General features: G+C 40.8%; 7 protein-coding genes. 3 read left to right on the forward strand and 4 right to left on the reverse strand.

All coding sequences use genetic code 11. The annotated features are described in order from the left end of the window. Positions 1-147 precede the first annotated feature (147 nt). Positions 148-4,557, reverse strand: coding sequence for a S8 family serine peptidase (locus tag NON16_RS11675; RefSeq protein ID WP_257349216.1), 4,410 nt, complete (start codon positions 4,555-4,557; stop codon positions 148-150). Between the two features lie 741 nt (positions 4,558-5,298). Further along, positions 5,299-7,146: an asparagine synthase (glutamine-hydrolyzing) gene (asnB, locus tag NON16_RS11680; protein WP_257349217.1), complete on the reverse strand. Its 1,848-nt coding sequence runs from the start codon at positions 7,144-7,146 to the stop codon at positions 5,299-5,301. Between the two features lie 218 nt (positions 7,147-7,364). On the opposite strand from asnB, the gene NON16_RS11685 reads away from it, so the two are divergent. Further along, complete coding sequence (locus tag NON16_RS11685) at positions 7,365-8,141, forward strand: carbon-nitrogen family hydrolase (RefSeq protein ID WP_257349219.1); 777 nt, start codon at positions 7,365-7,367, stop codon at positions 8,139-8,141. Positions 8,142-8,226: 85 nt separating this feature from the next. Here the strand turns inward: NON16_RS11685 and NON16_RS11690 are convergent, their stop codons facing one another. Beyond that, positions 8,227-11,115 (reverse strand): bifunctional diguanylate cyclase/phosphodiesterase, encoded by a 2,889-nt coding sequence (locus NON16_RS11690; RefSeq protein WP_257349221.1) that lies wholly within the window; start codon positions 11,113-11,115, stop codon positions 8,227-8,229. Between the two features lie 458 nt (positions 11,116-11,573). Here NON16_RS11690 and NON16_RS11695 point away from each other — a divergent pair, with 458 nt between their 5' ends. Beyond that, positions 11,574-11,993 (forward strand): hypothetical protein, encoded by a 420-nt coding sequence (locus NON16_RS11695; RefSeq protein ID WP_257349222.1) that lies wholly within the window; start codon positions 11,574-11,576, stop codon positions 11,991-11,993. 782 nt (positions 11,994-12,775) lie between these two features. Here the strand turns inward: NON16_RS11695 and NON16_RS11700 are convergent. Next, entirely contained in the window at positions 12,776-13,126 is a 351-nt protein-coding gene (locus NON16_RS11700) for a YisL family protein (protein WP_257349223.1), read from the reverse strand. Between the two features lie 173 nt (positions 13,127-13,299). Between NON16_RS11700 and NON16_RS11705 the strand changes: the two genes are divergently transcribed. Beyond that, positions 13,300-14,496, forward strand: a complete 1,197-nt coding sequence (locus NON16_RS11705) for an ornithine--oxo-acid transaminase (RefSeq protein ID WP_257349270.1) — start codon at positions 13,300-13,302, stop codon at positions 14,494-14,496. The last annotated feature ends 55 nt before the right edge of the window (positions 14,497-14,551 follow it).

A 14,551-nucleotide genomic window follows, 5' to 3' on the forward strand; every position in this document is an offset into this window, starting at 1 on the left:
CCAACTGCGACAACATTCGATGTTGCTTTGTAAGCACATTAAAATACATTAAGGGTTGACTGCAATCAGTCAACCCCTTCTATTTCATCAGTTAATGTTAAATAATCTAGAGGCTGACACGTTGATAGTGCCAGCCTCTAGATTATTTTATTCTTCTGTGTTGATGTAAAGTTTACCTTCTGCTACTTCTTCTGTTTCGTTGCCATACTCATCTCTAGCAACAACTTCAACTACAGCACCCTCAGCAACAACATTTGATGTCGCGGTATAATAGCCTACATAGTGACCAGGTGACATTTCCATCATCGGAAGCTCATTTGCGTTCATCATCATCATTGTGTTCGTTAGTGGCATGTGAATTCTGAAACGCGCTTCAAGTCCTGGCTCACTGTCAAATTCGATCATGACACTTTCGCCTGCATTCAAATTTTTATCTTCATCAGGCTTAAGGTTACTAATCTCAATTGGTCCAAACTTCGCGTGAACCGTCACCCTTTTTACTTTTTTATTACCAGCTTTATCTTTTGCAACGACACGGATTACGTTTTCACCTTCATTCAATAGCATTCTATGGGAATATGATCCATCCTCATTGACCTCAGTACTCTCTCCATTTACTTTCACTGATTGGAGGTTTTCCTCGTCAACGGTTCCGGTAACCGCAACAGCCATTCGGTTCGTCTTCGTATCATCTTCTGGACTTTCGATCGTGAGTCCCGGTTTATCTTGATCAAGTATGACAGTTACCGGTGCTGATGGGTCCGTCATTCCTCGATCATTTGCAGCAGCTGCTGTGAGAACATTTTCACCATCTTCAAGTGTAACCTCAGCTGAGAATGAACCATCTTCGTTTGTTGTAACTACCGCAGCCTCCTCTTGGTTGTTAAAGAGGTGTATATCAACAGATGGTGCAGATTGTCCTTCAACTGTTACGACTTCTTGATTTGTGTGTGTTCCATCAGTAGGTGATGTTATCGTTGGTGCTGTCACTTCATAATCAACAGTCGCTCGAATCATATAGTTTCCTTCTGCTTCCGGCGATTGTGACCATCCACCACCTACAAGTTGCCAGCTTCGAGCTGCATATTCTCCATTTTCATCTGTTGCAAGTCCTGGTGCATTCGGATTAGGAGCGCTCTGAATGTATACCATATAAAAGTCGCCTTCTACAATAACGCCTTGGTCAGCAAGGTCGACATTTGTCCATTCACCATTACGAAGCGCGGTGGCATCGATTGGTCCAGCAAGCTTCTTCCCTGGAGATCCATCTTCATTGGCATCATGTATCGCCACTTGGAATTCCGTTCCACCTGGCACTGGCCACTCGGTATTCCAGAAACGGAACAAACCACCAGTAACAAGAGCCTTTTCCTTACCTTCTGGGAGAGACATTCTTACGCCCCATCCATTACCGGCATCGTAAAATGCTCTAGCATTTTCAGCTGTTCCATCATCATATCCAATTTCACCTGGAGTGCCGATAAATGGTTCCAGTTCAACATTTTGAACAACTTCTTCCTCACCGTTTACGGTTATGGTAATTTCCTGGCTGTAATAGCCTGAAGCCATAACTTTTAGCGTATAATCGCCTTCATAAGCGGTTAGTGTGTAATCACCGTTTGCATCGGTTTCAACTGGAGCCACTGCCGCATCTTCCATTAGCAATACGGTTGCGCCTTCAATTGGTTCACCTGTTTCTTTGTTCTGAATTGTACCAGTAATCGTACCCTGTGCAACCTCTTCTAGATTAAAGTTAGCCTCAACTTCTCCATCTTCTGGAATCGATACTGATTGCTCTTCAGAGTGGTAACCATAAGCTTCAGCAAGCACTGTAAAGTCACCCGCTGCGTGTGTCATTGAAAAGCTACCATCAGCTGGATTCGTTGAAGTAGATCGACCTGATTCCACAATTGTTACCTCAGCTTCAACCGGTAAACCGGATGGAACAGCACCCTTGTCTTTCCCCTTCTTCTTTTCAATATCAAATCGTTTTGTCGGTGCTAATTCATTCGGATTGACTTTTTCCTTTTTCGCTACTTTATCTTTCTTAGAGCCTTTATCCTTTTTAGAAGCCTTTTCTTTCTTCTCCGCTTTTTCGTTATCTTTAGCATCTTTTGAACTTTGCTTTGAACCAAAGATAGATGCAGTTGAACCATTAGACGTATCACTTAATTGAACATCATCTAAATACCAGCCTAGTTTTCCAACACTACCATCTGATTCAACATGGAATCCAACGTAAATGCGTTGATTTGCATATGATGAAAGGTCAACTTGTCCCTCAATCCATCCACCACTCTCACCGTTAAACTCAGCAACTTGTTCCCAGTTTTCCTGGTCAGTTGAAACGACAACGTGACCGTAATCATAATTGTTTTCAAGCTCGTACCAAGAGTTAAACTGTAAATACGCTTCTCCTTCACCCAGGTCAATCGGTGGCATCATAAGCGTCATATTCGAATCATCAGCATACTCTCCATCAAGATTTGTAGCAAATACATTTTCACCAGAAGCAGCACTCTCAGGACCTGTAGTTGGAACACCTAATTCCCAAGAGTTGTTGTCTCCCCAAGAAACCCAACCCGGAGCCTGACTTTCGAAGTCCGTTTCATAACCAACTGTGATTCCTTGTAAAACGGCTACTTCAAATTCTTCAGATGTTAGACCATTGTCACCATAATCCTCAATTTTCCAGCGATACGTTAATTGAGGTTCTTGAATTGCTTCGCCGGGGATTACAGCTTCGTATGTTCCAGAACGATAATCTCCACCCGTTCTTACGGCTTCAATAGACTGCCAATTACCATCAGCATCCATATATTCTAGCATGACACTTGAGATACTCACGTTATCCGAAGCCGTTATGGAAAGTGGTAAATTTACACCAGAGTATGTTTCTTCAAGTGCATTATGTTCAAAGGTTGGCGCTTCAGTATCTTCTCCTGCTTTGGTAACCGTACCTTTTACAACGCCAAGTCCATTTATAACAGATGAAACAGCGTCATACGCGTTTACTAGCCCATGTCCATAACCGTTGTTTGGGGTTTCCGGATATTCCTCATCTGTTAAAGGAACAGCCGTATTGATGAGAATTTCTTCGAGTTCATCGACCGTCAATGATGAGTCAGCTTGGAGTAAAAGTGCTGCAACAGCTGCGACTTGTGGACCGGCCATCGATGTACCGTTCCATCCGCCTTCATATCCGCTACCTGGAACAGTTGAGCGAATATTTACACCAGGTGCACTAATATCTGGTTTGACCTCATCATAAGGTGAAGGGCCTCTGAGTGAAAAGTCTGCCAGCTGATCGTTTATATCAGTCGCACCAGTTGCAAATGATTCAGGGTAATTTGCCGGGTTAGCTATTGATCCAGGTCCACCCGGATTAAAGATCGTCGTGTTTCCTGCAGAAAACTCAGGGAAGATTTCAGCGGCACGCCAGTTTTGAACCATTGGGCGATACCATTCATCAAGTCCAGCTCCACCACCCCATGAATTGTTTACGATATCTGGTGCCATTTCAGGATGTGGATTTCCTTGCGCATCCGTCGGTGCAAGAATCCATTCACCTGCGGCAAGAAGGTCAACATCTGTTCCACCCGCAGCAGTAAATGCCTTTACTGCAATCCATTTCGCACCAGGGGCAACACCGACTTGATTTGAACCATCTGGCTCGGAACCTACCATTGTACCCATAGTGTGTGTACCATGACCTTGATCATCATATGGTGCTGCTTGGTCTGCAGTAGCATCGAACCAGTTCATTGCATGACTAGGTGAATCGGGATTAGCAGGATCATAACCGCGGTACTTCTCTTTTAATCCAGGGTGATCCCATTGCACCCCTGTATCAATATTAGCGACTACAGTTCCGCTACCATCAATACCCATATTCCAAACGGCCGGAGCACCAACACGTTCAATATTCCATTCAATATTGGCCGTATCGTTTTGAGCCTGTCCTTTCTTAGTTTGTACATCCAACTTTTTCGCCAACTTGTTATCGGTCTTAACCGGATGAAGTTGACGTGTTTCATTTGGAAGTACTTTTGCTACTTCGGGAAACGCTGCAAGCTGTTTCATTACCTCCTTTTTTGCCGTAACAGCCATTGCATTGACAATAAAGAACGATTCGTACGTTTTCACGTTCCCTTTATCCTTTTGTTCATTCAAGAACGTTTTGAGTTTATCTTGTGATTCAATCGCTTTTACTCGAAGCGATGATACAACAGCAGAACGCTTTGCAAGTTCTGTTTTATAAGATGTAAGTTGTTGCTTATTAGCTTTTTCTGCTGCTTGTTTGGCGACCTTTTTGGTGTCGACTTGTTCATTCATTTTCAACAAGAAAGTTACATATTCCTCACCTTCATACTGATTAAGTAGTTTCTTGCTGACTTTATTGGATAGGGCGTGTTGTTTATACGATGTCGTTAATGGGTCTGATTCATTAGCTGTGGTCCTAGCGTTAACAGCAGTTGAGAACATTGAGACGAGTAGCACGAAACAAATTACGATCGTAAACCAACGTTGATTCAACAATTTCTGCGTAAATTGCATGATCTTTCCCTCCCTTAAAAGTTAACGTACAAAGAAAACTGTGTCGCTCCTCCTTCCTTTTCACGGGTTTATGTCGACACCCCTGTTGTTGAATTAATCATAATTGAAAACAAGGGAAAAATTAATACAAATAGCAGAATTTTCTAAAAATGATGAATTGGTAATATTTAGTTCCAAATCGTTAAACAGTACTTATTGATCAGAAAAGTTATCTATATGACTACCCAAGGCTTGATATACCTGTATTTGGAAGTTTATTAGGTCAAATGTGCATAAAGACTCTCAGACACTTTTTATCCATTTGTACTATCGATCACTACTACTTTTTGTCTATATTGTGTTAATTTATATGTGGTGACACATGAAGTGCTAATTTTAAAAGTGACTTTCGACATGAAAAAGCCTATACAGATTTAGAAGTGTATGTATTTAGTAGTAGTATTCTGATCATGGACCTAGTTTTCGTGTTAGATTTTGTCAGGAAATGTGTGTAAAGAAAACTTGGTTAGTACCATGACTTAGCGCAGGTGATCCCCGTAGTCCCTAAAGGGTTGACCTAAAAGGCCACTGCTCTATACTTTCTTAACATACAAATAAAGAGCTGAACCTAGGTTTTGGTCCAGCTCTTTAGCACACAGGATAAAGAAAACTTGGCAAAGTCAGCCTTTGGCGCCGGCTGAGCCTTAGTTGCGCTTATACTATAGAAAGTATCTTTATACTTTCTTAACGTGTAAAAATCAGTTAGTCTACCACATTTACATTATAGTCTTCCAACCACGTGTTGATTTGTGCAAGATGAGCAATAAGTTGTGGCCCTGTCATCAATTGCCCATACCATGGTGTTTTAAATGCTTCTCCATCTGTTTCTATGATTTCCATAAGTTTTTCCTTAGGCATAAATTCAAGAAGTGGAGAAGACTTCTGCTGAATAATTGTATGAAGCCATTCTTTTACGAGTACCGTGTATACTGGGTGGTGTGTTTTCGGATACGGACTTTTCTTCCGGTACAAGATTTCATTAGGAAGAATCCCTTCTAACGCTTTACGAAGTATACCCTTTTCTTGGCCCCCGAGCATTTTCATATCCCATGGAATGTTCCAAGCGTATTCTACAATTCTATGATCTGCAAAAGGAACCCTGACCTCAAGACTCGCCCCCATACTCATCCGATCTTTCCGATCTAATAGGGTTGCCATAAACCAGTGCATATTCAAGTAAAACATTTCTCTTCGTCTTGCTTCAGCATCAGACTCCCCTTCAAGCTTTGGAGTCTCATTTATTGTTTCTTGATATCGCTGCTTCACATAATCACGCAGGTTTAATTTCTTTGTCCATTCCAGCTTGAGAAGATTCTCCCGTTCTTCGGTCGAGTGCATCCATGGAAAGCCTTCCCTCTCAAGTAATTCTCTTCGATAAAACCACGGGTAGCCCCCGAATATCTCGTCTGCACATTCGCCAGATAATCCCACCGTGAAATCATTTTTAATCTTCTCGCAAAACCACAACAACGACGAGTCGACATCTGCCATACCAGGTAGATCACGAGTATGAACCGCTTGTTTTAAATAATGAACAAGTTCTCCATTATCAATGACAGAAGAATGATGTATCGACTTTAAGTAATCATGCATTACCTTAATCCATGGAGAATCCGAGTTCGGTTGGAAGGTATTGCTTTTAAAATACTTATCATTTTCTTCAAAGTCGATGGAATATGTGTGAAGAGCACCTCTTCCCTCCTGCTGAAAATAACGTGAGGCAAAAGTACTTATTGCACTTGAATCAACTCCACCAGATAAAAAGGTGCACACAGGAACATCCGCAACGAGCTGCCGTTCTACTGCGTCTTTTAAAAGATATCGAACATGGTCTACCGTTTCATCCAAAGTGTCGGTATGTTTCTTACTTTCAACGTCCCAATAACGCCATATCTTAAGCCCATTTTCATTAAAGCGTAGAGCATGTGCAGCTCGTAGTTCAGATATTCCTTTATATATACCGTGTCCAGGAGTACGCGATGGGCCTAACCCGAAAATCTCCTGTAAACCTCCTCGATCCACTTCAGTCTTCATACCAGGATGCTTTAAAATCGCTTTAAGTTCTGAGGCGAATAACAATGAATGATTCATATGTGAATAAAATAATGGCTTCACACCGAGTCGGTCTCGAGCAATAAATAGACTGTTTGTCGTTTCATCCCAGATACCAAACGCAAAAATACCATTTAAATTGGTAACGCAAGATTCGCCCCATTCAATATAGCTTGTCAGAAGTACTTCCGTATCACTACTAGAATCGAATCGATAACCTTTCTTTACTAACTCTTTTCGTAGTTCTTCTGTATTATACAGTTCACCATTATAAACAATCGTATAAGTTCGACTATTCACCGTCTTATGCATCGGTTGGCTACCGCCTTTCGGATCGACAACAATTAATCGTGTATGACCGAGAGCCGCATTTGGTGAACGCCAACAATTTATCGCATCAGGCCCACGTTTGTTAAGTGTGTTCGCCATTGTTTCAATTGTCTTTTTTTCAGATATCACATCTCGTTTATAATTTATCCATCCCGTAATACCACACACAGAAATCCCACCCTTTCAAGTACACCAAAACTCCTACACACTCACAATTTATGCACGATTCCTTTAAATGTGCCCATCGGGAAAGCGGTGAGCTTGGATATTAGGATTCTGAAGGCTAAACAACTTTATCAAGTCAATTTGTGCCAAAATTCTTACCTATTATGTTAAGGTAAAGTTAATTTCACTGAAAAAAGAACTTTTTAGACAGGAGGCACAACATGAAGGTTGCTGTAATCCAAATGGATATTGAATTCGGAAAACCGCAGATTAATTATGAACGGATAACGGATCGTATTCGGCAAGCGTGTAAGGGAGATGCAGATGTTATTCTACTACCTGAACTTTGGACTACTGGGTACGATTTAAAGATGCTTGATCAAATTGGGGATTCCAACGGGGAGCAGGTGATCGAATTCATCTCATCCCTTGCTGAAACGTATCATGTCAATATCATTGCAGGATCGATAGCGAAAAAGACAGACGAAGGTATTTATAACACAATGTTTGTTTTTGATCGAAAGGGAGAAGTAGTAAAGGAATATAGTAAAACGCATCTTTTCAGACTGATGAATGAAGAAAAATTTTTAACAGAGGGAAATAATGATGGACACTTTATGATTGATGACATTCCTGTAGCTGGGTTTATCTGTTACGATATCCGTTTCCCTGAATGGATGCGCAAACATGCTCTCGAGGGTGCTAAATTCTTATTCGTTCCTGCTCAATGGCCGAAGCCCCGAACTGAGCATTGGCGTACCTTGCTTATTACTCGTGCTATAGAAAATCAGTGTTATGTAGTTGCCTGTAACAGAATAGGCGCAGACCCTGATAATGAATTTGGTGGGCATTCAATGATTATCGATCCGTGGGGAAAGGTCATACAAGAAGCCGAAGAAGAAGAAACCATCATATATGCTGAACTTGATTTAGCCGAACTCGAGGAGATTCGAACCCGTATACCCATATTTGAAGATCGCCGAACGGACCTATACTAACAAGGGTTTTTAACAACATAATGGAGCTAGACCCCATTAAGGGATCTAGCTCCATTTGTATTGTTTGTGTTGTGTTGATCGATAGCTATATGGCGTTCTCATTTAATAAAAATTGCTCGATCGCAGCTGGTACTACTGGCTTACTAATGTAGTATCCTTGGATCTGATTACAACCGAACTTTTTTAATGTTTTCAATTGTTGTTCTGTCTCTACACCCTCAGCCAATACGGTAACTCCTAAGCCTTCACACATAGTAATAATCGCCTTGACAATCGCTGCATCTGAACTTTTTTCTTCAAGGTTCCGTATGAACGATTGATCAATTTTTAAAATATCAATCGGGAAATCTTTTAAATAGCTTAAGGATGAATATCCTGTTCCAAAATCATCGACAGAAATCTTCACACCCAGTTTGCGTAATTCATCAATGACTTGGGCATTCTCAAGCATGATACTTTCAGTAATCTCGATATGAAGAGCATTCGCATTTAACCCTGATTTGTGAAGTGCTTCTTCAACTTCTTCAATGAACCCCCTGCGTTGAAACTGGACTCCAGAGACATTCACACAAATAGAGAGGTGGTCCATCCCTTGCTCGTGCCAGTACTTTGCCTGATTACATGCCTGATTTAAGACCCATCTGCCAATTTCAATAATTAATCCTGCTTCTTCTGCAATCGGAATAAACTGATTCGGGGGAATCATCCCCCTTTTCGTATGATTCCATCGTAGTAAGGCTTCACAAGCAAATACATTTCCATCCGTTAAATTAATTTGAGGCTGGTAAAAGACTTCTAATTCATTCAACTCCATAGCTTTTCTTAAATGGTTTTCTAGTTCAAGACGCTCAACGATCGTATCATTCATATCCGAAGTATAAAACTGTACACTGTTTCTACCTGTTAGCTTAGCTCTATGCATCGCTAAGTTAGCATTTTTTAAAAGCAAATCACCATTGTGGGCATCACTCGGGTAAAAGCTGATTCCAATACTCCCTGATACAGCATAGTCTTTCCCGTTCAGATAAATGGGTTTCCTTAACACATTTAACACATTTTTTGCTAAACGATTAATGATATCTATTTTCATTACACAGGGCACCAGGATTAGGAATTCATCAGCCGCAAACCGCGCCAAGAAGAGTTCATTGCGTATTAGATTACTTAAATTTTTCGCAACATGCTTCAGAATCTTATCCCCAGCCTGATGCCCTAAACTGTCGTTAATCATTTTAAATTCATCAAGGTCTACGAACATAACAGCTAATTGTTCGTTATTTTCCGCTGCTTTTTTGAGCGATGCATTTAGACGATTATGGAAATATAAACGGTTGGGTAAACCTGTTAGGGCATCATGATACGCGAGATGGGCAATCTTTTTTTCTGCATTATCTTGAGCTGTAATATCCTTAGCAATACCAAATACCCCAACGACCTGACCATTGACTTTCATTGGGATATTCGCAATATCAAAAAGTATTTTCTCACAATTACGATCATGTATAAGCGTTGAATAGTGTTGAGGCTTATTTTGCAATGCTTTTTCAAAATAATGAGCAACTCGAGCCTTTTCTTCAGATACAACAAATGCAAGTGCATTCTTCCCAACTACCTGATCCATATCAAAACCTAGCACTTTGGTCAGCGTTTCATTGACACTCGTTATATAACCATCCATATCCATCGCATAAACCACATCAGGATTATGATCGAATAGCGATTTATACCTTTGTTCGGATTCTTTCAACGATTGATTTACTGCTTCTAGCTCCTCAGTTGAGGTTTTTATCAACTGGGACAAAGCAAGAAGTTCTTGAAAATCATACGGCTCGATGGACAGATTATCAAACGTCGAGTCCTGAATATATACATCCTCTTCTGCTATTGTCAAAAAGGTTAATGCATAAGAGAGAACTTCATTCCGGCCACCCCCATGATAATATTCTCCTGCGGTAAATGCACCGACAGTTGGAATGAGTTGTTGCAAGCTTTTCACTTCAACTTCGATTCCATGTTTGAAAAATCGCCTTCTTGTTAAACACGAATACATAAACACTGTCTCGACTGGTACACCCCGTAAACTATCCTTAATAAATTGACCTGAATTTAAAAAGATTCCTGCATCACCATATCCGATATAGACAGTCTCACCTTCTTCAATGGATTCGGGTGTTGTTATGGAACCATCCGGGAGAAACTTCTCAACCATCATCGGCTTCAGCTTTCCCTCTCTTTTAACCATTAAAGGAAATGGACAGCTTGTGCCTGTAAGGGTTGTAGGTAATTTCTTCCCAAGATACTTTTCATAAACATCCCTTACAGGAGAGTTTTCAAGCGTTAGGACTCTCGTCTTCTTGGAGCTTGTAACGGTAAACGCTCTCCCTGCAGCAGTCCACTCTGAACTCTTTTGCATTGATACACGAAGTTCAGGTCCATTCATGCTCACCGCAACAATTCCAGAGTCGATAACTCCCTCATTAGAGATAAGGAATCCGTTCTTGTTTTCGTTCACAGCAACACTGTTGCCACCTGTAATTAGAACATCAGGACAACTTTCCTCTAACGATTCAAGTAAACCACAGCTTTCCAAGGAATGAATATCACCAAACAGAACAATTGCTTTTGTGTCTTTCCGTACAAATTTTGTTGATAGATGATTGTCGATTTCACAGTTTGATTGAAGTTGTTCTGTCGAAACTGTCGTGCCAATTAATGTTGATTTTTCAAAAACAGTAAAAGAGAGCACAGTTCCTTTTACAATGAGTTCATCACAAACTGAAGCATCTACTGACGCACCAATAATTGTCGCATTTGGGAGTCCTTTATTTAAAAACGTAAGAAGGCGAGAGATTCGAACTCTACTGTCCATCGTAAATATTTGAATCAATAGGCAGCGAACAGATAAAAGGTTATTTTCCTCAATAAATAATTGTAATTGTTTAGTATTGCGATATATCGTACTGTATGTACGCATACAAACACCCTTCCCGATACTTGATGACATTCCTTCATAAACCGACAATATTAGAGGTTGTTCAAAAAGTATCCAACTGATAAACGGCGAATTTCTACGTTACTCGGTTTTTCCGGTTCTCACGTATTAACACCATACGTTCCGGTCCTCAAAACTGTCGTGCCTTGAACTTCTTGTTTCTGATTCGTCTACTTTTTGAACACGCACTATTAAGACAATTTTTCTATATCTACCATTTTTATCGACAATTTTCACTAAAGTTTACAATGAAATTAAAGGTGAAAATATTACCATTTTTATCTTTTCTATATGTCTTAACTTGATAATAATAGTCTTTTATACCTACATTTATATAGCATTTCAATCATTATCGGAAAAAGGTGATTTATAGTAATGATTGAAATGCTATACTAATTATGTATAAATTTTTATCCTAAAGGTAAAAGGCTTGATGTAACTTGAAGAATTTATTATATGGATTATCCACCCTCACAGTATTAATCGGTATTTCATATGTGTTGATCAGTCCACAGTTTACGGAGCTTTTTGTAGGAGAACGTCAAGTGAATGAACAGACCTCACTTTCCTTGAAGGAACCCATTGCTTTTGATTCTGAAAAGCCTGAGCAGATACTCCAACAAACCGGTAAAGATTGGTCCTTATTCTCAGAACAACAAAAACTGAAATTTACTATCCAGCTCTTGAGTTCAATGGAATCTAGGGATCTGTCAACTTCCGTGTCAAGACCAACAGAATTTATCGAGAAGATTAATACATATTTTGAAACTGAATCAAAAGAACATACGGTTGAAAAAGCAATATTGAAGATACTTGCTGAGGACTGGGGCGGGGTTGAGGAAACCGAAAAGAAGAATTGAATTGAAAGAAATATGCACATCCAAATAAAGAAAACTCGGCGATTGCCGAGCCTTTAGGCGAAGTCAGAGCCGTAGTTGAACTTATACTATAGAAAGTATTTATACATTCTTAACGTGTAAGAAAAGCGCAAACGCCCTGGGAAGCCACGAAGGTCACTGGAAGGCCACTGAGGAGGCTGTTGCCGCCGGAAGGGGACTGAAGTGATCCGAGTGGCTGGGCGCTGGAGCTAGACATTGCCTCTCTGCATCAAAATTTTATACTTTCTTACCTCTTAAGAAAAGCGCAACCGCCCTGCTTAGCCACGAAGGTCACTGGAAGGCCACTGAGGAGGCTGTTGCCGCCGGAAGGGGACTGAAGTGATCCGAGTGGCTGGGCGCTGGAGCTAGACATTGCCTCTCTGCATCAAAATTTTATACTTTCTTACCTCTTAAGAAAAGCGCAAACGCCCTGCTTAGCCACGAAGGTCACTGGAAGACCGACGAGGAGGCTCGGCCCAAACAAGTTCGGCCCTGCGTGGGAACATACATGGAGTAATTCAGTGTGTTGCCGCCACAGGAGGCCTGAAGTGATCCAAGTGGTTGGGCGGTGAAGCTGGACATTACATCCATGCCGCAAACTTTTATACTTTCTTTACTCACAAGGAAAAGTGCAACCGTTGGAGCCAGATATTAAACCTTTATACATCCTTAGTTGTATAAAGGTCTGCTGCTTCAACCTTTCATTCCCAAATGAGGAATACGGATGATGAGCAACAGACCTACTTTTTGACTAGCAAAATTAATTAACCTAACACCATATAACCGAAAATCAATACAAGAATGAGGGCTAGGACGAACTGAATCCACGATCCGGTTGTAGAGGCACCCTTTTTTCCGCGTTCTAACACCATTTCCATAGCAGCAATCACCCAAATTCCAAGTATTGCTTTAATAAACAATGGGATCTCAACAAATCCTATCTGCAAGTAGTTAACAAACATCATTCCACCTGTAATTACAATCAGTACATAAAACAATCTTAAGATCATGTGGGTGATTTTTTGCCCTTTCGCTTTTCCCGCACGAAGCAAGAAATAGCTGACAAAAAAGAGAATAATTGCGACGGCCCATGATGAGACGTGTGCATGAATCATTATACATTTCCTCCTCTATCATCAATCGTTTAAATCATACCATGAACTATTTCAGAATGGGAAACCAATTGCAATGGGGTGTTTTGATGAACCGTTTTCATTTATAATGAATAACGTAACCAATTTGAAGAGAAATGGAGTGGAAACATATGAGCGAAAATCGAGTAACAGATATGAAACAATCCGAACAGATTATTTCGAAAACAGAACAATTCGGTGCAAAAAACTACCACCCGCTCCCGATTGTCATTTCTGAGGCTGAAGGTGTTTGGGTAAAAGACCCTGAAGGCAACAAATATATGGATATGCTCAGTGCATATTCAGCAGTGAACCAAGGGCATCGTCATCCAAAAATCATACAAGCACTAAAGGATCAATCTGATCGGGTGACATTGACGTCCCGTGCTTTTCATAATGATCAGTTGGCACCATTTTATGAAAAGGTATCCGATCTAACGAAAAAAGATATGATCCTTCCGATGAACACCGGTGCAGAAGCAGTAGAAACAGCTGTTAAAACGGCACGTCGTTGGGCTTATGATGTTAAAGGAGTGGCGGAAAACCAAGCTGAAATCATTGCTTGTGAAGGAAACTTTCACGGTAGAACAATGACAGCCGTCTCACTTTCTTCTGAGGCTGAATACAAGCGTGGATTTGGGCCAATGCTCCCTGGAATAAAGTTGATTCCATACGGTGATATTGATGCATTACGAAATGCGATTACTAAAAACACTGCTGCATTCTTGTTCGAGCCAATTCAAGGTGAAGCAGGTATTAATATTCCTACAGACGGTTTCTTAAAAGAAGCACGTGAGCTATGTTCGTCTGAAAATGTATTAATGGTTGCAGATGAAATCCAATCAGGTCTTGGTCGTTCTGGAAAATTGTTTGCTTGTGACTGGGAGAATATTGTACCAGACATGTATATTCTCGGAAAGGCGCTCGGTGGAGGAGTATTCCCAATTTCCTGTGTCGCAGCGAATAAAGATGTTCTTGGTGTGTTTGAACCTGGTTCTCACGGGTCAACATTTGGAGGAAATCCTCTAGCTTGTGCAGTTTCAGTAGCTTCACTTGAAGTTCTAGAAGATGAAAAGCTTGTAGAGCGTTCCCTTGAGCTCGGAAACTACTTCCAGGAAGAACTGAAGAAAATCAATAATCCGAAGATCAAAGAAGTTCGTGGTCGCGGACTCTTTATCGGTGTCGAACTACAGGAAGCTGCAAGACCATATTGTGAGCAACTAAAAGGAAAAGGCTTACTTTGTAAAGAAACGCATGAAACAGTCATTCGTTTTGCACCACCACTTATCATCGATAAAAAAGATCTAGAGTGGGCAATCGAGCAAATTAAGGAAGTACTTTCTGCAGTATAAAGGCGATTCTTAAGAAAGGCGTAAGCGCCCTGATAGCCACGAAAGTTACTGGAAG

The sequence above is a fragment of the Pseudalkalibacillus decolorationis genome, assembly GCF_024609785.1.
GTDB lineage: Bacteria > Bacillota > Bacilli > Bacillales > Fictibacillaceae > Pseudalkalibacillus > Pseudalkalibacillus decolorationis.